Raw genomic sequence first — 20,810 nt, forward strand, 5'->3', positions numbered from 1 at the left:
TAGAGGTAGAATTGTGCCTGAAATCAGGCGAGAGCAACGACACCGGGAACAATAGAAGTAAAATCGTGCCCGAAATCAGGCGAGAGCAACGACACCGGGAACAATAGAAGTAGAATCGTGCCCGAAATCAGGAAAGAGCAGTGACCCTGGGAACAATAGAAGTAGAATCGTGCCCGAAATCAGGAGGGAGCAGTGTCCCCGGGAACAATAGAGGTAGAATCGTGCCCGAAATCAAGAGAGAGCAATGACCCTGGGAACAATAGTTGTAGAATCGTGCCCGAAATCAGGAAAGAGCAGTGCCCCCGGGAACAATAGAAGTAGAATCGTGCCCGAAATCAAGAGAGAACAGTGCCACTGGGAACAATAGAAGTAGAATTGTGCCCGAAATCAGGAAAGAGCAGTGCCCCCGGGAACAATAGAAGTAGAATTGTGCCCATCACAGTTACTAGTCAATTAAACTGGTAACAAAACCGAATTACCTTGACAAAAAGACATAGATACTCAAAGAAATTGCTAATTAACTTACGGGTCAATTCCCCAATTAGAAATATTTATATATAAAACGGTAACAGAATTAGGTTACGACGATTAATCACCCTTGGAAGGAGGAATTTGAAAGTAGGAAGATCTTGCTTGTTGCATTAGGATAAAATTCTCTTTTAGAATCCTCCGTATTGTTTTTTTCGATTCAATTAAATCACACCATTCATGAATTGCATTAGTTGTTATTTTCTTTTCAGGAAAAAGAAATCTATATTCCTCCACACTTCGTAAAACCGCTTCACTTATTTTCTCCAATTTGCCACACCGTTTACATACAAGATTGTTTTCATTAATCCTAGTAACAAACCCAAAACACTTCGAACAGGTTATTCCCTTTTTTAATTGGTCATAGGTATATCCAGGTAAATTCTTATATGGGGATTCTTCTAAAAGAATGGAAGATAACCTTTCTACGAATTTCGAGGTTCCATTAGTTTGCCTTGGTGATCGCATATTTAGTTTTTTCATAAATCCATCTATCTGGTTTGGAAAAATAATGGGTACATTCATAGGAGTTTGGTATAAGAAAAAATCGGGGTTTACGAAGACTACATATGCTTCAATAGAAAATGAAAATCGTAAATCCTGGAGCAATCTTCGAAAAAGAGACTCAGCACGCTTTAATTGAAGAAGGGGGTTCTTAATTTCTTTTCCTGAAATGGTATACCACTTGTCGTCCTCGAGGTAATAATCACCTTCAAAATTTTTTACTTCGAATAGGTAAATAATATCTGGAGAGATTAGGGTAGAATCGATTTGATAGATGGTATTATTGGTTTCCAGCAATAAGTCATTCATGATGAGCCAATTGTCGGAAAGATTCTCTAACCATTTATCAAAAACTAATTCTCCTTCATATCCTTTTTCCAAGTTTAAAAAATATCCTGCATCTTTAGGTGACAAATTCATCCTTGTGTTTAAAAATCGCAGAAGCTTTAATTCAACGGACTCATATCGAGGTTTAATAAGCATGTTCCACATCCTTTTTTTTAATCATTATAGTAAAAACTACCCATATTCACAATTTTAATGCATTTTATTTTAATTAGTCTATTTAGAATTTTATAATAGTTATGTTACATAATCTAAAAAATCAGGGGCGATCAAAGTGAAATATCGTAAACTTGGGAGAACAGGCTTAAAGGTTAGCGAAATCAGCTTAGGAAGCTGGCTAACGTATGGTAATTCCATCGGTTCAGAGACAGCAACGAAAACGATTGAAAAAGCTTATGAGTTAGGCATTAATTCCTTTGATACAGCGAATGTGTATGCCCGTGGGGAAGCGGAAAAAATTGTTGGGGAGGCCCTCGCAAAATACCCAAGGGAATCTTATGTGCTAGCAACAAAAGTGTTCGGAAAAATGGGCGACGGCCCGAATGACCAAGGTCTATCCAGAAAACATATCACCGAGCAGATTAATGCAAGCTTAAAGCGACTAAACAAAGACTATGTGGATATTTATTATTGCCACCGTTTTGATCCGGAAACAGCAATTGATGAAACCCTTCGAACACTTGATGACCTTGTTCGTCAAGGGAAGGTCCTCTATATTGGTGTCAGTGAATGGACGGCACAGCAAATTCAGCTTGGGCTTGGAACTTCAGATCGTTACTTATTAAATCGCATTGTTGTAAACCAACCTGTATACAATATGTTCAATCGTTATATTGAAAAGGAAATTATTCCGCTTGGCGAAAAAACCGGCTTTAGCCAAATCGTATTCTCGCCGCTTGCACAAGGAATTTTAACAGGAAAATACACTGATTTAGCAAACCTTCCAGAAGGAACACGTGCAACAGATCCAAAGTCTAATGGATCTTTATCAAGGATGCTTACAGAAGATGTACTTACGAAAGTAAAACAGCTTGATGGTATAGCAAAAGAATTAGATGTGAAGCTCTCTCAATTAGCGTTAGCTTGGATTTTGCGTCAGCCAAATGTTGCGAGTGCGCTAATCGGAGCCAGCAAACCAGAGCAAGTTGAAGAAAATGTGAAAGCAATTGATATAGAGCTTTCTAATGATGTTCTTGAAAAGATAGAAGATATTTTAAAATAAACTTTTTATCAGCAGTGCACAATATTGACGGGTGCACTGCTTTTTTATACTATCCCGGAGGTGAAAACCATGGTATTCAAACCAATTACCTTAAAAGAAGATATAACTCCAAAAGAGGTATCTGATTGCCAAAAATGTGGACTTTATAAGCATGGTTCCAGAATGATTTGGGGAGAAGGGAATCCAAATGGAGATATTTATGTGATTCTTGATAATCCGGGGGCAAGAGAGGATAGAGAAGGAAATCCATTTGTGTGCGGAACTCGCCAAACCTTACAACAAGCGATTGAAGAAACAAACATCTTTATTCCTATTTTTTAGAGGATGGAAAACTGGTTTTTATAAATGGAAGGAGTAAAAAAGGTGAGACAAAAAGACTCACCTATTCATCTGCACTCCCAACTTCAGCACAAATCAAGCCAAAATAAGTTGGCACTTCATAAGAATATAAATGGATATTACGCTTTTCTTTCGGAATGGCTCCCGCGAGAATCATTGTTTGCCAAATTCCGTCCGGCTTTGCAGCGTCGACATATTCCGGATCAAATTCTGCCATTTTCTCCAATTCATTAGAGCGGAACAAACCGACTACTTCCTCATCAAGCATTGCAGCGGCTGGATCATATCCATATGGTCCTTTTTCGTCATGTGCATGCGCCCAATCACAGCTGGCGATGAGGCCGATATTTTTCGATGAGTTTTGAACTACTTCACGGAGAACTTCCCCGAACTTATAGTGATCCTCAAGTGCTACTTCTCTTGATGGAGTGATCACCACAACAGGAACTTCCGGCATAAAAGCTAGTGGAACAATGGCACCCCAATCAAGCGGCAAACAAGAAAGAGGCCCGGTAGACGTCGCATAATTAATGGATCCTGCAGCAAGCCCGGATTCCTTAGCAGCCTTCGTAATTTCCAGTGCTAATTCTCGATCCACCATTCTCTCCATCTCATAATAGGTATCATTTTCATCAAATGACCCATACATTCTTTCACTGCCCGAAATCGAAAATTGTCCGTCGATTCTTGTCCCATGCGGGGTTAGGACAATGATTGTATCCGGATTTGCGGAATTCATTTTCTTTCCTAACTTCACCATACTATCACGAGTCAGTTTCATTCTTTCTGGTTTGTCGCCTGAGAGTTCCGGAATAATTTCACCGCCATGCGGCGTAATGCAAGCAAATACAAATGGATTCATCCTCATCACTCACTTCACATTTTTTTAATGTATTCGATAATCATCCAACAATTCCCTTCAAAAATTGCTAAAATTCGAAAAATCATTTTAATAAATTCCACTCCCTAAAAATGATGAAGAAGCAGGGAATTGCACATAATGAGTAAGAAAAAGGAGGTTTTTCATTTGAGAGCAGTTACATATCAAGGGATAAAAGATGTAAAGGTGAAAGATGTACCAGAGCCTACCATTCACAAACCAGATGACATCATTGTGAAAATTACGAGTACGGCAATATGCGGATCGGATCTTCATCTTGTTCACGGGATGATGCCGAATATGCCTCATAATTTTATTATTGGCCATGAGCCGATGGGGATTGTCGAAGAGGTCGGTCCAGAGGTAAAAAAACTCAAAAAAGGCGACCGTGTTATAGTTCCGTTTAACATATCGTGCGGTCAGTGCTGGTATTGCCAGCATGATTTGGAAAGTCAATGCGATAATTCGAATCCTCATGGAGAAGCAGGAGCATATTTTGGTTACTCCGAAACATTTGGTGGTTATCCGGGCGGACAAGCTGAGTATTTACGTGTGCCATTTGCAAATTTTACCCCATTTGCTGTACCGGAAGACTGTGAATTTGAGGATGAAAAGATTCTCTTTTTATCTGATATTATTCCGACCGCTTATTGGGGGGTGGATAATGCTGGTGTTAAAGAGGGGGATACGGTAATTGTACTGGGATGTGGACCTGTAGGACTGCTCACTCAAAAGTTTGCATGGCTGAAGGGTGCAAAAAGGGTAATTGCTGTTGATTATATTCAGTACCGTCTTGATCATGCGAAGAAAACCAATCATGTGGAGGTGGTTGATTTTACAAAATTTAAAAACACCGGCGAGTACTTGCATGAGCTAACGAAAGGCGGAGCAGATGTTGTCATCGACTGTGTAGGGCTGGATGGAAAAAAGACAGCCTTAGAAATGGTGGAATCCGCTTTAAAGCTGCAAGGTGGCGCGATGGGGGCAATTGTCATCGCTTCCCAGTGTGTCAGAAAAGGTGGAACTATACAACTCGTTGGGGTATACGGAACAAGGTATAATCAATTTCCGCTTGGTGATCTATTTGCACGAAATATCACTTTGAAAATGGGACAGGCTCCAGTCATTCATTACATGCCGGAATTATATAAAATGATTAAGGAAGAGAAGTTTGACCCAACGGATATAATCACTCATCGTTTGCCGTTGGATCAGGCGGAACATGCTTATTCTATCTTTGATGAAAAGGAAGATAACTGTATCAAGGTAGTGTTAAAGCCATAATAAAAACCAGGCATATAGCCTGGTTTTTACGTGGGTCCCGTCAAAGACTAAGAAATGTTCTAAAGCTCTAAGTGGGTCTTCAAACGGTCATGCGCTTTTTGACGTTCGGATTCCGGCACAACAAAATAATAAATTTTATTAATCATTTGGCCTTGGCCTTGAAGCTGGAATTTCTCAATATTTTTTCGTGCGTTTCGATAATTCTTTTGAATGCTTACCATATCATCGAAGCTGAGGTTTGTTTCGATGTTTTTTCCTAATGCCTGAAATACATCACTGAAATGTGTTAACGAAGAAAAGCTTGCTCCCTTGTCGATTATCCCTTGAATGACGGCACGCTGGCGCTCTTCCCGTCCAAAGTCTCCGCGTGGATCTTGTTTTCGCATCCGGACATAATTAATGGCCTTTTTACCATTTAAATCAATTTGGCCCTTTGGAAAATGATAGCCGCCATAACTGAAATCAAGATTATTATTTACGGTAACACCGCCTAATGCATCTACAATTTCTGAAAAACCTTCCATATTTACTTTAATGTAATAATCAATCGGGATATCGAGGAAATTTTGGACTGTATCCATGGACATTTTTACGCCGCCATATGCATAAGCAGCATTAATTTTATCCTGTGTACCTCTTCCGACGATTTCAACACGTGTGTCTCGGGGAATACTCAGCATTTCTACCGATTCCTTATTCGGATTTACCGTCATGACAATCATCGTATCAGACCGCCCGACATCGCCTTTTCTTTGATCGACACCCAACAATAATACAGAGAAAGGTTGTTCCTTTCCGAAATTCAGTTCTCCGGCACGGGAATTCTTACTTTTGACAGGCTTATGCATCGTGTCTACAGCAGCCCTCATGGAATGATAAATATTATATGCAAATACTCCTCCGCCAATTAATAGGAGAAGGAGGATGATACCAACAGCCTTCAACCATGTCCGTTTCTTTTTACGTTTTTTATATTTATCCGCACGCATATATCTTTTTCCTCCAAATTGGAAAAATTTATTAAATATATCATAGCAAAACTCGGAAAAGTTGTGTAGAAAATTTTAAAAATTCGTCGATGCCTGTCATGAATATTTTATGCAACTTTTACAAAAATAAATCTATAATATCCATTTTACGAATCAGTCATTTCTTTAAAGGGTTAACACTCCTGCGCTGTTCTTAATAAAAACGTTTTACAGCCACAAAAAGTTTCATTTATGAAATCGTTAAAGCGATATTGACAAATCATCTATTCCAATAGATAATTGGTATAGACAACTATATAAATTTAGAAATCGAGGTGGGCAGCATTGGTACAAAAGGTTGTAATCAATGCCAAGATTTTTACAGGTGAAACAGAAATTGCAAATGGATATATTCGTTTTCAGGATAAAATCATCGAGACGGGCTCAATGGACGGGTTCCAAGAACAAAGCGACGAAGAGGTCATCAATGCGAAAGGAAAAATTATTATACCAGGAATGATTGATGTCCATATTCATGGCGGATATGGTGTTGATGTAATGGATGCCGACCCTGAAAAACTGGCATTTTTAAGTGACAAGCTTTTGGATGAAGGGGTAACCTCTTTTTTTGCGACAACAATTACACAAGATTATCCTGCGATTGAAAAGGCTCTTCGTGCAGTTAAAGCCGCAAAAGAATCCGGAAATACTATTATTGAAGGCGTTCATTTGGAAGGGCCGTTTATTTCTGAAAAAAGAGCTGGTGCACAACCTTTGGAATTTATCAAAGCACCCGATATAGACTTATTTTTAAAATGGCATGAAGCTTCCGGCAACCTTATCAAACTTGTCACGTATGCACCGGAAAAAGAAGGAGCACGTGAATTTGAAAAGGTGATGATGGAACGTGGAATTGTACCTTCTATGGGTCATTCGGACGCTGTTCGCGAGGAACTTTTACAAAGTAAAACCACACATGCGACCCATATGTATAACGGGATGCGCGGATTGCATCATCGTGAAGCAGGTGTAGCGGGCCACGCTTTATTATCGCCGCAAATTCAAGTAGAAATGATTGCGGATGGGATACATGTCCACCCTGATATGGTGAATTTAACATATAAAGTAAAAGGAGCATCCGGAATGGTGTTGATTTCCGATGCGATGAGAGCGAAAGGTATGCCTGATGGAGTATCGGAATTAGGCGGGCAAAAAGTATATGTGAAAAACGGAGAGGCACGTTTGGAAAATGGCTCACTTGCGGGAAGTATTTTAAAGATGGACCAAGCTTTCCGAAATATTATTCAGTTTACTGGCTGCAGCATTCGTGATGCGGTTCAAATGACCTCTGTTAATCAAGCGAAGGAATTTGGACTTACTTCGAAAGGTACTTTAACAACGGGAAAAGACGCGGATTTCGTCATCATGGATGAAAGCTTACACGTATGTGAAACCTATTCGTTAGGAAGGAAACATCAGAGAGGGGAATAGTCATAATGGAAATTTTAACATTTAAATCAGATAAAGATGCAGCACAAAAAGCATTTGAAATTGTACGCGATGGTGTGGTAAGCGGACGTGTTTCTACACTTGGACTTGCTACAGGAGGAACCCCTGTTGAATTTTATAAAAAGATGAGAGAATCTAATTTGGATGTGTCCTCTATTTCTACCGTTAATTTAGATGAATATGTTGGGTTAGAAAAAAATGATCCAAACAGTTATCATTATTATATGGAGAAAGAGTTATTTTCTCATATGAATTTTAAAGAATCTTTTTTACCAAATGGAATGGCTAAAGATTTAGAAGCAGAGTGCAGAAGATATGAGAAAATCTTGAAAAATCATGCTGTTGACATTCAAATCCTTGGCATTGGGGCGAATGGTCATATTGGATTTAATGAGCCGGGAACCTCTTTTGACGCAGAAACTCACATTGTTGAATTAACAGAGTCAACAAGAGAAGCGAATAAACGCTATTTTGAAAAAGAAGAGGATGTTCCAAAGTACGCCATTTCAATGGGGATTAAGTCCATTTTAGCAGCGAAAAAAATTATTTTGTTAGCATTTGGCCGCTCCAAAGCAGAAGCAATTAAGGAGATGGTTGAAGGTGCGATTGATCCTTCATGTCCTGCATCTATTTTGCAAAAGCATCCTAATGTGACTGTGTTGGCGGATGAAGAAGCGGCCGTCTTGCTTAAGGAAGGGATAACAAGTGATCGATAAGGGTTCGCCCGTTCCGATTTATTATCAAATTCAGCAAGTGATAAAGGAACAAATTAAGAAGGGGGAATGGTCCGTTGGGGATGCCATTCCTTCTGAACGTATTTTATCGGAGCAGTTCGAGGTCAGCCGAATGACCATCAGGCAGGCAGTTCAAGGTCTTGTGGATGAAGGGGTGCTCACGCGCAAACGTGGAAGCGGGACCTTTGTCAGCAATGAAAAAGTAGAGCAGCCATTAAGAGGTGTTACAAGTTTTACCAAACTAATGGAGCAGCGCGGAATGATACCGTCCAGCAAAATTATTTCTTTTTTGAAAAGGAAACCATCCGATGTGGAGGCAGAACATCTGGAAATGGATCAGGCAGTAGAGGTTTTACAAATCGAGCGAATTCGTCTCGGAAATAATACGCCGATTGCCATAGAAACGACCATCATTCCATGGCCATTTGCGGAAGGTATTACTGTGGAAGATATGGAGCATTCCTTATACGAATTTATCGAAGAGAAAAAGGGGCTGGATCTTGGAGAAGGCAGGCAATCCATCGAAGCCATCAGCGCAGATAAACAAACTGCAAACCAACTGGATCTCCCAACAGGGTCTCCAATTCTCTTAATTGAGAGGGTTACAACTTTAAAGAACGGAACCCCTTTCGAATATGTCCGCTCCCATTACGCAGGCAGCAGATTCAAATTCTATTTATAATAAAGGACACTAACATTTGTTGGTGTTTTTTTTTTATGGAAAATCGAGAACAAAAAATGTCAACTGGCCCGATTTAAATATCTACCCTCAAAAAAACTGCAAATTATCAATCTATGTGCCGATAAAAAATAGGTATGAACAAACAACCATGTAAAGCCACCATGAAAAGGAGAAAAGTCATGCAATTATTACGTAACATTAAAATTTCAAGGAAAATATTTTTATTTATTCTGATTGAAGTTTGTTCACTCTTGGTTGTCGGCTGGTGTGGACTATACTATATCTCGGATATGGCTGGGAAATCAGATTCCCTGTATCAAAATCGACTGATTCCAAACCAAATGTTAGGGGAAGTATCACAGTATAACACTGCAATTAATTCCGACATTTTGCAACTGATGCTTACAACTAATGATCAACAAAATGAGACATTAAAGCAAAGCATAAGTATTGTACAAAAACAGAACGATGAAACTATCAATAAGCTCAGCAAAGCCCATTTATCATCAAAGGAACTAGATAAAATACAGGAATATCAAAAAAAAGTACCGGAATTAGCACAAGCAAGGGAAGAAGTAATTCAACTGGCAATCGAAAACAAAAATACAGAGGCTTATCAGTTATATACAAATAAAGTGCTCCCAATTGGATCTTATGTAAATGGCTTGTTATCAGATCTGCAGAAATTAAATAATGACGTTGCAAAACAAACAAATAATGAAAATAAACAATCCATGGAAAGTGCAAGTATAATCTCTATTATTATCATTATTGTGGCATTGGCCATCTCCATTGGGTTTGGGGTAGTGATTACAAGATTAATTGTAAAGCCAACTAAAGATATGATGAAGCTACTTTCAAAAGCTGAAAATGGCGATCTTACGGTAAAAGGAACTTACAAGTCCAAAGATGAAATGGGAATGCTCACTTTCTCTTTTAATAATATGGTAGAGGGCTTGCACAAAACAATGGAAACTGTTCATGATGCATCACAACAATTAGCGGCGACTTCCGAGGAACTTACCGCAAATGCAGAACAAACGACCGAGGCGACAGAACATGTTGCTTCAGCAATACAAGAGGTAGCAAGCGGATCGGAAGAATCTATGGTCAAGCTTGAAAGAAACTCTCTCTCACTAAGTGAGATAAAAGATGGAATAACAAATATATCGCAGAATACGGAAAATATTTCGGTGTTATCTAACGAAACGTCTAAAAAGGCAAAAGAAGGAGGACGTTCGATAGAAGAAAACCTGACTCAGATGAAATACATAAATGAATCTGTTCAAAAATCAAATAATGTTATCCGAGCTCTTTCCAATCGCTCGCTGGAAATAGAAAAAATTCTGGAAGTTATTAACGGCATATCCGAACAAACGAATTTGCTTGCTCTCAATGCTGCTATTGAAGCGGCAAGAGCTGGAGAACATGGAAAAGGATTTGCAGTGGTTGCAGATGAGGTGAGGAAGCTCGCCGAACAATCCCAATCATCAACAGAAATGATTGCTGGTTTAATTAACAGTACAAAACTTGATATTAATCAATCTATCCAATTTATGGATGAAGTGAAGGAGAATGCTGAAAACGGCATGAATGTTACGGTGGAGACTTCTGCTAAATTTAAGGAGATTATTGCCGGGACACAGCATATAACACCGAGGATAGAGGAAATGACTGCAGCAATTCAGCAAATATCCGCCAGCATTGAAGAAGTCTCGCATACAGCAAAAGAAGTGGCGCTTAACTCACAAGTAAATGCTTCAAATTCCGAAGAGGTGGCAGCCTCCACAGAAGAACAGCTTGCATCCATGGAAGAAATCAACTCATCCTCCAAAATGCTCGCAAACATGGCAGAAGAACTAAAAGAAATCGTAAACAAATTCACACTATAAAGTAGGGTGCCAACTACTACTCGTGGAAACGGGAAAGTATAAGTACGGGGTGTATACTTTTAGAAAATTCATAAAAATGATCAATGAATCATTGCTAATTATAGGTAGTTGTGTTAAAATGCATATAACTATAATGAACGGAGGGGTTCCGAAGTGCGACTACGATTCGATTTATTACGCCACTAATTGAATAGTGTGCTGAAACTCTGCTCATGCAGCAGGGGAAATCGGAATTGGTCTGCCTATTTTTATGGAACTCATGTTAAATTTCATATTTTTATGATAAAAGAGGGAGGACGAATAGCCCTCTTTTTTTGTGTTCTCAAATAATTCGAAGTAGTGTCATGATCATATGGTGGGCATTTTCACCATAGTCTGAATCGGTTTATTTGCTGTCCGTTTTTCCGATAACCCTCTGTATGTAGTAGATGGACTATTTTTACATTTATTATTTAGGAGGATACAAATATATGATGGCAGAACGTGAAAAAGCAATATTAGTCGGTGCGAATCTTGGAACACAACAAAATTTTGATTATTCAATGGAGGAATTGGCAAATCTAACAGCCGCCTGTGAGATGGAAGTGACAGGTATAATTACTCAAAACCTTCAACGAATAAATAAATCTCATTATATAGGGACAGGGAAGATTAAAGAGATTATTGCCTTGTTAGCGGCAACGAATGCGCGAACCGTTATTTTTAATGATGAATTATCCCCTTCCCATATTCGAAATCTCGAAAAAGAACTGGAATGCAGGGTAATCGATCGCACCATCCTAATCCTGGATATTTTTGCAGAGCGTGCGAAAACGAAGGAAGCACAGCTTCAAGTGGAAGTAGCGAAATTGCAGTATATGCTGCCTCGCTTGATTGGACTGCGGGAATCTCTTGGACGTCAGGGCGGAGGCTCAGGATTGAAAAATCGTGGGTCAGGTGAAACAAAATTGGAGCTGGATCGTAGAAAAATTGAAGAAAAAATTACTACACTAAATAAAGAATTAGAGGTTCTTGTTTCACATCGGCAAACACAGCGAAAAAGGCGCAGGAAAAATAATCTTCCGGTGGTGTCACTAGTTGGCTATACAAATGCGGGGAAATCAACCATTATGAATGCAATGGTGGAATTATATAATCCTGCAGCAAATAAGCAAGTTTTTGAAAAGGATATGTTGTTTGCGACCTTGGAAACTTCCGTAAGAAATATACCATTACCGGATGCAAAGTCTTTCTTATTAACGGATACGGTTGGATTTGTTGATAAGCTGCCGCATCATCTAGTAAAAGCGTTTCGCTCCACGTTAGAGGAAGTAGCAGAATCCGATTTACTAATTCATGTGGTTGATTATTCGAATCCGAATCACAAGCAAATGATGGATATTACAGAACAGACATTAAAAGCGATAGGTGTAGAAGATATTCCAACAATCTATGCCTATAATAAAGCAGATTTACTGGAAATAGAGCTTCCTGCTGTTCAACACAATACAGTTTATCTATCAGCGAAACAACGGATTGGAATCATGGAATTAGTCGAAATGATTCGCCAGCAGATATTTAAAAATTATGTTCAATGTGAAATGTTGATTCCTTATGATCAAGGAAATATTGTCTCTTATTTTAATAAAAACGCAGAGATTCTTTCAACAAGCTATGAAAATGAAGGAACAAAGCTGTTAATGGAATGCCGTACTGCCGATTTTGAAAAATATCAAGAATATGTCGTGTAAAGATCGGGTAACAATTATCGAATAGAAGCTACTTTAGTGTAGCTTCTATTTTGTGAAATAAGTATAAATTTTTAACGCAAGCAGCCATCGGTTAGCAGATTTTTCTTTCAGGTAAGGCCTTGCTGTTTCGCCTGTGACTATGAAATCCATACGTTAGAGGTGCTGGCTTTTCTTTTGGTGTCAGGCACCACAAATGGACAAAATACTGTATTGTACATATCCAGTGGACAGTAGTGCTGATTTAAATCTCTAATAGAATAGGGGATTCTTATGAAATATAACAAGAAGTGGCCTAGGATGTGGAAAATAATCTCGCTTGGTATATCGATATTGGTTCGAATCTATTGGTATCAAATCCGCAAAAAGCCGAAATCCGTGAGGGAGAAATTATGGGCAAAAATTGGCCAGGAATTCCGGGAAACCTTATTCGAATTAGAGGGGCTCCTGATTAAGGTAGGGCAATTTCTAAGCATCCGCTCTGATTTATTGCCAGGGAGCTTTGTCAAACAGCTTGAAGATTTAGTCGACCATGTCCCCCCTTCATCTTGGGAGGAAATAAAAGATGTATTACAAAAAGAATGGGAAGGGAAGATTGAGGATAAACTCGAATCGATCCATCCAACTGCAATCGCATCAGCGTCCATTGGTGAAGTTTATAAAGGATATTTGAAAGATGGAACTTGTGTTGCGATTAAAGTACAAAGGCCGGCTATCCGATCGATTATCCAGACAGATTTTCGATCCCTGTCCATCATAATCTGGATTGCACACCATTTTGCACCTGTCCCAAAACAATTCGTAAATTTTAAAATGCTTTTTTTTGAGCTCAAACAAGTGATAAAAAGAGAACTGGATTTTCATCTGGAAATGGAAGCGGCCCTTCATTTTCGCACCCGATTTAATAAGTTTAATAGACTTATCATTCCAAGGGTTTTTCCAGATTTATGCACTTCTAGAGTACTAGTAATGGAATGGGTAGAAGGAAGAAAGATCACAGATGTTGATTTTTTAGTGCAATCCAGGATTAATAGAGAGGAATTATCCGTACGTCTTTTACAGCTATTTATTCCTCAGTGGCTCGAGGCAGGTATTTTCCATGCTGATCCTCATGCGGGAAATGTTTTAGTAAAGGAAGACGGTTCAATCGTTCTACTCGATTATGGTATGGTTGGAGAAATTTCAAAAAAGGATGCCGCCAACTTTCAAGATTTGTTACAAGCTTTTTTGTTGAAAAATTATACATTGGCTGTAAAAGTACTAATGGATTTGGGATTTATTCACCCAGACGCCAATACCAAAAAGATTGAGATGATTCTAAAAGAGGCACTGTCCATTGATATGGCACTGTACAAAGAAATGGATCTATTTAGCGTAAAAAAAGAGCTGAATGATTTAATCCGTTCATTGCCTATACAAGTACCGACACGTTTCATTTTTTTTAGGCAGATCCTTTATCACGATAGAGGGAATGCTACATACGATTAGCCCAAGCAGTGAAATATTAGAGATTGCGAAGCCGGCTTTTTTGAAGTGGCTGTATCAAAATAATCAGAGCAAATGGAAGCTGATTTGGAAATGGATTAATGCCCAGCCTTTATTTCAAGTTTTTCATTCTATTCAAGATTTGTTGGATTCCCCTAGGAGATTCATAGAATTAAAGGAAATTCAGCAACATAGAGAATTTCACTTTTCGGTTCTGGAGAATCAGAAAAGGCAACTATTCTTCTTGGGAGCTATAGGAATTACCGGAAGCTTGTTTGGTATATATTCCAGAATAACATTGATAACAGATGTCGCATTGGGGATTACAGGAATTTCCTTGGTTGCCTATATCATTTGCAGTTGGAAGCAAAAGAATTGGTTGAAATCTTTGAAAAAATAAATGCATGGTTACAGTAGAATGTCATATGATTAATGTTGGAGCAAATACACAGCAAATAAGGAGAGATTTTATGCCAAATTATATTTGTATTACATGTGGTACCCAATATCCTCACACACAAGAACCGCCTCACTTATGTCACATCTGTAATGAGGAGCGTCAATACGTTCATCCGAACGGACAATCCTGGACTACCTTAGAAGAAATGCTGCAAAGTCAAAAATACCATAATGAGATTTTAAAAGAAGAAGAGAATTTATACAGTATCACCACGAATCCTTCATTTGCAATCGGTCAAACAGCTTATGTTATAAAGCAAAATGGATTTGGAGTCATTTGGGATTGTGTGACTTACCTTGACGAGCAAACACTTGATTTCTTAACGGAAAACGGACCAATTCATGCTATGGCACTATCCCATCCCCACTATTATTCCACCCAAGTGGAGTGGGCGGAAAAGCTAAATATCCCTATATACATTCATGAAGACGACCAGGAATGGGTCATGCGCCCAAGTGACAAAATAGTATTTTGGTCAGGGGAGCAACTGGAACTTGCTGAAGGAATAACCCTCCATAGATTGGGCGGTCATTACAGAGGCGGGGCAGTTTTACATTGGGAGCAGGGAAACAACGGGAAGGGCATTTTACTATCAGGAGATATTATTCAGGTAGTCGCAGATACAAGGTGGGTAAGCTTCATGTATAGTTACCCAAATCTCATTCCTTTGCCAGCAAAAAAAGTTGCAGAAATGGCGAACAGGGTAAAGGAACTGAAAGTTAATCGTTTATATAATGCTTTTCATAGGGTAGTGGCCGAGAACGCAAATGAGGCTGTTCAAAAATCAGCGGAGAGGTATATAAAGGCGCTGCAAGGGGAGTTATTTCAAACATAATAGTTTTAGAGAAATCGATAAGAGGTGATAGGAATGCCGGAGTTTGTTGCAAATGGAGTTACTTTAACCTATGACGATGATGGGGCAGGTACGCCTATTATTTTACTGCATGGTCTGGGTGGTAATCGCTATAGTTATCTTGAATTTATAGAAAAATTCAAAAGTCATTTTCGTGTCATTGCTTTGGATTCTAGGGGGCATGGCGACTCAGAAAAGCCGAAGAATTATACCTTGAATGACCATATTGAGGACGTTATTGCTTTAATGGATTTTCTCGGTATCGATTCGGCACATATACTTGGGGCATCAATGGGAAGTTATATTGCACAAGGAGTGGCAATTGCTATTCCGAATCGGATTAAAAAGTTGATCCTTGTTGTGGCAAAATCACACGGAAAAACCTCGTCTACACAAGAACTTATGGATCAGCATGCGGAGGAGATTGCAGGTTTGAACTTGGAGGAAGCTATGGCTCATTTATCCAAGTATATGTTCTATAATCCTGATGCTGTATGGAAATATTTGATGGAGTTTCAGATGAAAGGTCACGTATTAACGCCGGAGGAACAAGCAGCAGCCAATAAAGCATTGGAAGGCTTCGATTTCCGATCTGCCCTGCATAAAATTACTGCTGAAACATTAGTGATTAGCGGTAAACACGATGGACTTAATCCACCAAAACTAGGAAGAGAAATAGCAAATCTGATTCCACATTCGACATTTGTAGAATTTGCAGAATCGGGCCATGCTCCAAATGCAGAAGAACCTGAAAAATTTATGAAAGTCGTTAAGAACTTTTTAATAGAATGAAATGGAGAACCCTTCATGGTCATGCATGGAGGGTTTATCCAACAACTAAGTGTCCACCCTGTAAATACAAAGTGCCCGGATTGTCCATTTGTGGTGCCTGACACCAAGTGGTAGAATAGTAGAAAATGAGGAGGATGGTGATGGAATGAGTTGGACACAGGGATTAATTATTGCGATTTTTGTTTTGTTGGTGGCGGTTATCGTTGGGCCGCTGGGGTTTTATTTTTACATATTATTACGCGATTCACGTCAAAAAGAACATGCGGTATTAAGAAACTTTCCGGTGCTCGGACGAGTTCGATACATAGCGGAAAAGGTTGGTCCTGAGCTGCGGCAATATTTATTTCTAAACAACAATGAAGGAAAGCCTTTCTCTAGGAATCAGTATGAAGGTGTCGTCAAATCAGGTAAATACAAACAGAGAATTACGGCATTTGGATCGGAACGGAATTTTGAGGATACAGGTTTTTATTTAAAGAACTCCATGTTTCCTAAGCAAAGAGAAGAGCTTCGTATTGACCAAAATCCAAAAGTTCAGACCATGCTTTATAAAATTGATAATGAAAAGCTTGTTAGTAGAAAGGAACACTCCGAAAAAGCGGAGGTTGTCCCTTATTACCTATCAGAACAAGACCAAATTGTGATAGGAAAAGATACTTGTGCAAAACCTTTTTACGTTAAAGGATTAATCGGCCAATCAGCAATGAGCTATGGAGCATTAGGGAAAAATGCGATAACCGCGTTATCAAAAGGACTTGCGCTTGCCGGCGGTACATGGATGAATACTGGAGAAGGCGGGCTTTCCAAGCATCATCAGGCAGGGAATGTGGATATTATTGCTCAAATTGGACCAGGATTGTTCGGCTACCGAACGGAAGACGGAGAGTTTTCTTGGGAGCAGTTTAAGAAAAAAAGTGAGATCGAACAAGTAAAAGCATTCGAACTAAAACTAGCGCAAGGTGCAAAAATCCGCGGTGGACACGTCGAGGCGGAAAAAGTAACACCAGAGATTGCAGAAATCCGTAATGTCACACCATGGAAAACGATAGATAGTCCAAATCGTTTTCGCCAATTTCATGATACGAAGGGGTTACTAGATTTCGTAGAACAAATGAGAGAAATTGGCGGAAAACCAGTTGGATTTAAAATCGTTGTCGGAAGCCGTGACGAGGTAGAGGATATGGTCAAGGTGATGGCGGAGGAAGGAAAATACCCTGATTTTATCACCGTTGACGGCGGTGAAGGAGGTACAGGAGCAACTTACCAAGAGCTTGCAGATGGACCAGGCTTACCGCTTTATACTGCGCTACCGATACTGCATGAAATGCTCAAAAAATATCAAATTAGGGATCGTGTAAAGATTATTGCATCCGGAAAATTAATTACTCCTGATAAAATGGCTTATGCTCTTTGCTTAGGAGCGGACTTAATCAACACTGCCCGTGCCTTTATGATTTCGGTAGGCTGTATCATGGCGCAAACATGTCATTCCAATACTTGTCCAGTAGGAGTTGCCACAACAGATCCAAATCGAGAAAAGGCATTAGTCGTGGAAGAAAAAATGTATCGTGTCTGTAACTATGTTATCTCCACAAGAGAAGGACTTTTCAACCTGGCTGGTGCAGCAGGTATAGCTTCACCAACGGAATTCACCGAAGAACATTTAATGTTCAGAGCCATGAACGGTCAGCTGTATACTGGAAAAGAATATATGCAAGGATTAATGAGGCCATCATTGGAAAAACTGGCCTTATAGATTAAAAGAGACGAGTTAAATTGCTCGTCTCTTTTAAAAAAAATGCTATCTCTATTTTGTCTGGAATAGATATAATAGTTTTAAAATAATGGAAAAGGAAAAGATCAAAACTATGGATTTAATTTCAACAAAATTGATTATCATCTCCGTATTTTTATTAATTGTCACTACCATCGAAACACTGGCCTATTCTACAAGGCTGTCTGGGGCAAGAGTTGGTTTAATCGCATCGGCTCTTTCTTTATTTAACACGATGATTATTGTCTCCAGATTCTCGACTATGTTTCAACAGCCAATGACGGGGAAGCTTATTGGTGAAGCTCCTAAAGTCAATACTCTGGATTTTATCCAAGATCAATATCGCATTTTGCTTGGGGTCACGACGTTAGGCGTTTGTATAGGAATATTTCTATTTCCAACTTTTATCGCGATTTTTTCCAGAGCCATCACACAGCTCTCGCTAGAAAAAGGCTCAATTTTTACTGTTATAAAAAAGTGGAGTAATAAACAAGGCTTGCAGAAGGCTATTGCTTGCATTCGTCTGCCGCGCTTATCCTATTTAAAAGGAATTAATAAGCGAACTTTTCCGAAACGGATTTTTGTTATCAATGCCGTCATTACCGCTATTTATACAGTAGGAGTGTTGGCTGCATTATATGCATCTGTTATTGTGCCTCCTGAGTATGCACCGGCTGCTATTATGTCTTCCGGAATCATTAACGGAGTGGCTACTATTTTATTAACACTCTTTGTAGACCCAAAAGCATCCGTATTAGCGGATCAAGTAGTGAAAAAACAAAATAAATACGTCTATTTAAAAAGCTATTCTTTTGCCATGGTAAGCTCCAAATTAGTTGGTACCTTACTGGCACAAGTTATTTTTATACCGGCAGCATTGTATATTGCTTGGTTTGCACACTGGATTTAAAGCCTTCCTGATGGGGAAGGTTTTTTATGTTATAGAAGATGGGTGAAAAGTCCCGATTTGGTCCGTTGTTTGACGAAATCGGTCCATTTAACGCAATAGTTTTCGGGCTGTTTAACTTCTAAGTCGGTCCATTTATGGAGCTGGTTATAATTTTAGTATTCTGGTAGTTAGAGGTAACGAATCTGACATGAGAGAGCTTGGCGTATTAGAACTGGATAATTATTCAGAAAGGAAATCATACAGGATGCAAATCTTATTACGGCAACGGGCCGCGCCTTTGTCGAGTTTGGCAATCGGTTTGGAAAGGCACTTGGTTTAGAGTTCGATATGAGGTGGTATGGATGATTAGAGTTTGATTTGGAATCAAAGTACGAAATAAGCAATCAATCATGCCTGTTTTGCCAGTCGAAATGAAAATTCAACCTCGCAGCAAATAACGATTAAAATGCTTGCTTACGAAAATTCTGCTTGTATCTATGCCTTAAATAGTTCTTACCCTCCATGATAAATTATTCTTTTTCCTTTAATGTTATTTTAATTTTAGCCCTATAAAATGTAATGGTATTGAATTTTATTTGATAAACCGGGCTGTATCCTATCTACAAACCGGGCCATTATTAATAGAATGCAAAAAAGGGGTAAAGTACACCTCAAGCCTTAGTGAAAAATATGTAAAAGGTTCAATTGGGGAACTTTTTTCTTTTCGATATGCTTAATATACAAAATAATGAGAGGGTGACCCCTGATGAAACGTAAATCCATTCCATCTCATTTGATGGCATTATGCTGGTTAATATCGATTCCGTTGTTAGGAACCTTGTATGTAATATTAAATCGCCAAAACGTCAAGGCATATAGCCTAGTAACAGATCTTGACCGCCATATTCCTTTTATAAAAATTTTTATCATACCTTATGTATCATGGTTTGTGTTTATATTGGCCGCGTTAATTTATCTTTGTGTAAAAAATCGCCAAGTTTATTATCGGACTTTAGTATATTTCAATATAGGGCTTTTAATTTGTTACGGAATTTATTCAGTCTTTCAAACTCATGTTCCGCGACCAACATTAACAGGACATGACTTGCTAACCAATATGGTTCGCTCTGTTTATCATTTGGATGAACCGTACAATTGCTTTCCAAGCACTCATGTTCTAACCTCTTATTTAATTTTAAAAGGATTCCAATCGGCAAAGAATATCCCTCGTCCAATTCGAATCGGAGTTTCCCTCATGGCGCTTCTTATCATGGTTTCGATTCTTTTTGTGAAGCAGCATGTATTGTTTGACCTGATTGGCGGTGTCGCTGTTGTGGAGGTCATTTATTTTCTTCATCGATGGAGTGCAGCAAGAGTGAAAAGTATCCAATTAGCTTGGCAACATCGCAACGGAACAAATAAAGAGTCGGTTAAAAGCTCTAAACTGGTTTAGAAGTGCACGCACTCCCAGGTTTTTTAAGAAAAAGGATATTTCCTTCTTACGAAGAATATATAAAATTGTTCGGTATGTGAGGAGGGATATGTATGGAATTTCATGCAGTTAGGTTGTTGGTAAATGATTTTCAGAAGAGTTTAAGCTTTTACAGAGATGTTCTGGGATTTTCTGAATGGCATAACGATGAACAAGAGTATGCTTATTTCGAAAAACAACAGCTGGCACTTTTTTCTCACTTAAAAATAAGGGATGTTATCGGTGAAGAACAACCTACGAATGAGGCTTTCTATTCAAAATTCCTGCTTCAATTTGAAGTGGATAATGTTGACGAAACGTATCGTGGGTTAGTAAACAAGGGCGTAAGATTTATTAATCTGCCGCATGATCAGGCTGGTTGGGGATCACGAGTTGTACATCTCCGCGACCCAGAAGGAAACGTGATTGAATTATATCAAATATTAAAGAAAGAAAAAGGCTGAGCGAAATT

19 protein-coding genes are annotated in these 20,810 nt (G+C 38.9%); 16 read left to right on the forward strand and 3 right to left on the reverse strand.

Features of this window, described 5'->3' with window-relative positions; translation table 11 throughout:
- Nucleotides 1-588: 588 nt before the first annotated feature.
- Nucleotides 589-1,515, reverse strand: coding sequence for a nuclease-related domain-containing protein (locus AN964_RS02935; RefSeq protein ID WP_055738286.1), 927 nt, complete (start codon nucleotides 1,513-1,515; stop codon nucleotides 589-591).
- Nucleotides 1,516-1,651: 136 nt separating this feature from the next.
- Here AN964_RS02935 and AN964_RS02940 point away from each other — a divergent pair, with 136 nt between their 5' ends.
- Both AN964_RS02940 and AN964_RS02945 read left to right on the forward strand, forming a co-directional pair.
- Nucleotides 1,652-2,599, forward strand: a complete 948-nt coding sequence (locus AN964_RS02940; protein ID WP_055738287.1) for an aldo/keto reductase family protein — start codon at nucleotides 1,652-1,654, stop codon at nucleotides 2,597-2,599.
- 69 nt (nucleotides 2,600-2,668) lie between these two features.
- The gene (locus tag AN964_RS02945; protein WP_152982344.1) at nucleotides 2,669-2,920 is read left to right on the forward strand and encodes a uracil-DNA glycosylase family protein; all 252 of its coding nucleotides are present in this window, start codon (nucleotides 2,669-2,671) and stop codon (nucleotides 2,918-2,920) included.
- Between the two features lie 61 nt (nucleotides 2,921-2,981).
- Here AN964_RS02945 and AN964_RS02950 read toward each other — a convergent pair whose 3' ends face one another.
- On the reverse strand, nucleotides 2,982-3,800 hold the full coding sequence (locus tag AN964_RS02950) for a DODA-type extradiol aromatic ring-opening family dioxygenase (protein ID WP_083489198.1): 819 nt from the start codon (nucleotides 3,798-3,800) through the stop codon (nucleotides 2,982-2,984).
- A 165-nt stretch (nucleotides 3,801-3,965) separates the two neighbouring features.
- On the opposite strand from AN964_RS02950, the gene AN964_RS02955 reads away from it, so the two are divergent.
- Entirely contained in the window at nucleotides 3,966-5,102 is a 1,137-nt protein-coding gene (locus AN964_RS02955; protein WP_055738289.1) for a zinc-dependent alcohol dehydrogenase, read from the forward strand.
- 59 nt (nucleotides 5,103-5,161) lie between these two features.
- Here the strand turns inward: AN964_RS02955 and tagU are convergent, their stop codons facing one another.
- On the reverse strand, nucleotides 5,162-6,091 hold the full coding sequence (gene tagU / locus AN964_RS02960; RefSeq protein ID WP_055738290.1) for a polyisoprenyl-teichoic acid--peptidoglycan teichoic acid transferase TagU: 930 nt from the start codon (nucleotides 6,089-6,091) through the stop codon (nucleotides 5,162-5,164).
- Between the two features lie 324 nt (nucleotides 6,092-6,415).
- Between tagU and nagA the strand changes: the two genes are divergently transcribed.
- The 13 genes from nagA to AN964_RS03020 all read left to right on the forward strand — a co-directional run bounded on the left by nagA (nucleotide 6,416) and on the right by AN964_RS03020 (nucleotide 20,802).
- Nucleotides 6,416-7,561, forward strand: a complete 1,146-nt coding sequence (gene nagA / locus AN964_RS02965; RefSeq protein ID WP_055738291.1) for an N-acetylglucosamine-6-phosphate deacetylase — start codon at nucleotides 6,416-6,418, stop codon at nucleotides 7,559-7,561.
- A gap of 5 nt (nucleotides 7,562-7,566) precedes the next feature.
- On the forward strand, nucleotides 7,567-8,295 hold the full coding sequence (nagB, locus tag AN964_RS02970) for a glucosamine-6-phosphate deaminase (RefSeq protein WP_055738292.1): 729 nt from the start codon (nucleotides 7,567-7,569) through the stop codon (nucleotides 8,293-8,295).
- Nucleotides 8,285-8,995, forward strand: a complete 711-nt coding sequence (locus AN964_RS02975) for a GntR family transcriptional regulator (protein ID WP_055738293.1) — start codon at nucleotides 8,285-8,287, stop codon at nucleotides 8,993-8,995. The genes nagB and AN964_RS02975 overlap by 11 nt, the downstream gene beginning before the upstream one ends.
- Before the next feature lie 179 nt (nucleotides 8,996-9,174).
- On the forward strand, nucleotides 9,175-10,887 hold the full coding sequence (locus AN964_RS02980) for a methyl-accepting chemotaxis protein (protein ID WP_055738294.1): 1,713 nt from the start codon (nucleotides 9,175-9,177) through the stop codon (nucleotides 10,885-10,887).
- A gap of 470 nt (nucleotides 10,888-11,357) precedes the next feature.
- Nucleotides 11,358-12,617, forward strand: coding sequence for a GTPase HflX (gene hflX, locus AN964_RS02985; protein ID WP_055738295.1), 1,260 nt, complete (start codon nucleotides 11,358-11,360; stop codon nucleotides 12,615-12,617).
- 297 nt (nucleotides 12,618-12,914) lie between these two features.
- Entirely contained in the window at nucleotides 12,915-14,102 is a 1,188-nt protein-coding gene (locus tag AN964_RS02990) for an ABC1 kinase family protein (protein WP_235950640.1), read from the forward strand.
- Nucleotides 14,086-14,499: a hypothetical protein gene (locus AN964_RS26970; RefSeq protein WP_235950638.1), complete on the forward strand. Its 414-nt coding sequence runs from the start codon at nucleotides 14,086-14,088 to the stop codon at nucleotides 14,497-14,499. Before AN964_RS02990 ends, AN964_RS26970 begins: the two co-directional genes overlap by 17 nt.
- A 70-nt stretch (nucleotides 14,500-14,569) precedes the next feature.
- Nucleotides 14,570-15,394, forward strand: a complete 825-nt coding sequence (locus tag AN964_RS02995; protein WP_055738296.1) for an MBL fold metallo-hydrolase — start codon at nucleotides 14,570-14,572, stop codon at nucleotides 15,392-15,394.
- Between the two features lie 33 nt (nucleotides 15,395-15,427).
- A complete protein-coding gene (locus AN964_RS03000; RefSeq protein WP_055738297.1) occupies nucleotides 15,428-16,204 on the forward strand; it encodes an alpha/beta fold hydrolase in 777 nt (258 codons plus the stop codon).
- Nucleotides 16,205-16,349: 145 nt separating this feature from the next.
- Nucleotides 16,350-17,960 carry an FMN-binding glutamate synthase family protein gene (locus AN964_RS03005; protein ID WP_055738298.1) on the forward strand — a complete coding sequence of 537 codons (1,611 nt, stop codon included), beginning with the start codon at nucleotides 16,350-16,352 and terminating at the stop codon, nucleotides 17,958-17,960.
- Between the two features lie 112 nt (nucleotides 17,961-18,072).
- A complete protein-coding gene (locus AN964_RS03010) occupies nucleotides 18,073-18,888 on the forward strand; it encodes a lipid II flippase Amj family protein (RefSeq protein ID WP_055738299.1) in 816 nt (271 codons plus the stop codon).
- 745 nt (nucleotides 18,889-19,633) lie between these two features.
- Nucleotides 19,634-20,320 carry a phosphatase PAP2 family protein gene (locus AN964_RS03015; protein ID WP_055738300.1) on the forward strand — a complete coding sequence of 229 codons (687 nt, stop codon included), beginning with the start codon at nucleotides 19,634-19,636 and terminating at the stop codon, nucleotides 20,318-20,320.
- A 92-nt stretch (nucleotides 20,321-20,412) separates the two neighbouring features.
- Complete coding sequence (locus AN964_RS03020; RefSeq protein ID WP_055738301.1) at nucleotides 20,413-20,802, forward strand: glyoxalase superfamily protein; 390 nt, start codon at nucleotides 20,413-20,415, stop codon at nucleotides 20,800-20,802.
- The last annotated feature ends 8 nt before the right edge of the window (nucleotides 20,803-20,810 follow it).

Origin of the sequence: Heyndrickxia shackletonii, assembly GCF_001420715.1 — a bacterium.
Lineage (GTDB): Bacteria > Bacillota > Bacilli > Bacillales > Bacillaceae_C > Margalitia > Margalitia shackletonii.

Coding starts and splice junctions, on each gene's coding strand:
- AN964_RS02935 (WP_055738286.1), bottom strand. CDS start 1,515: ATGCTTATTAAACCTCGATATGAGTCCGTTGAATTAAAGCTTCTGCGA.
- AN964_RS02945 (WP_152982344.1), top strand. CDS start 2,669: ATGGTATTCAAACCAATTACCTTAAAAGAAGATATAACTCCAAAAGAG.
- AN964_RS02950 (WP_083489198.1), bottom strand. CDS start 3,800: ATGAATCCATTTGTATTTGCTTGCATTACGCCGCATGGCGGTGAAATT.
- tagU (WP_055738290.1), bottom strand. CDS start 6,091: ATGCGTGCGGATAAATATAAAAAACGTAAAAAGAAACGGACATGGTTG.
- nagB (WP_055738292.1), top strand. CDS start 7,567: ATGGAAATTTTAACATTTAAATCAGATAAAGATGCAGCACAAAAAGCA.
- AN964_RS02980 (WP_055738294.1), top strand. CDS start 9,175: ATGCAATTATTACGTAACATTAAAATTTCAAGGAAAATATTTTTATTT.
- hflX (WP_055738295.1), top strand. CDS start 11,358: ATGATGGCAGAACGTGAAAAAGCAATATTAGTCGGTGCGAATCTTGGA.
- AN964_RS02990 (WP_235950640.1), top strand. CDS start 12,915: ATGTGGAAAATAATCTCGCTTGGTATATCGATATTGGTTCGAATCTAT.
- AN964_RS26970 (WP_235950638.1), top strand. CDS start 14,086: ATGCTACATACGATTAGCCCAAGCAGTGAAATATTAGAGATTGCGAAG.
- AN964_RS02995 (WP_055738296.1), top strand. CDS start 14,570: ATGCCAAATTATATTTGTATTACATGTGGTACCCAATATCCTCACACA.
- AN964_RS03000 (WP_055738297.1), top strand. CDS start 15,428: ATGCCGGAGTTTGTTGCAAATGGAGTTACTTTAACCTATGACGATGAT.
- AN964_RS03005 (WP_055738298.1), top strand. CDS start 16,350: ATGAGTTGGACACAGGGATTAATTATTGCGATTTTTGTTTTGTTGGTG.
- AN964_RS03010 (WP_055738299.1), top strand. CDS start 18,073: ATGGATTTAATTTCAACAAAATTGATTATCATCTCCGTATTTTTATTA.
- AN964_RS03015 (WP_055738300.1), top strand. CDS start 19,634: ATGAAACGTAAATCCATTCCATCTCATTTGATGGCATTATGCTGGTTA.
- AN964_RS03020 (WP_055738301.1), top strand. CDS start 20,413: ATGGAATTTCATGCAGTTAGGTTGTTGGTAAATGATTTTCAGAAGAGT.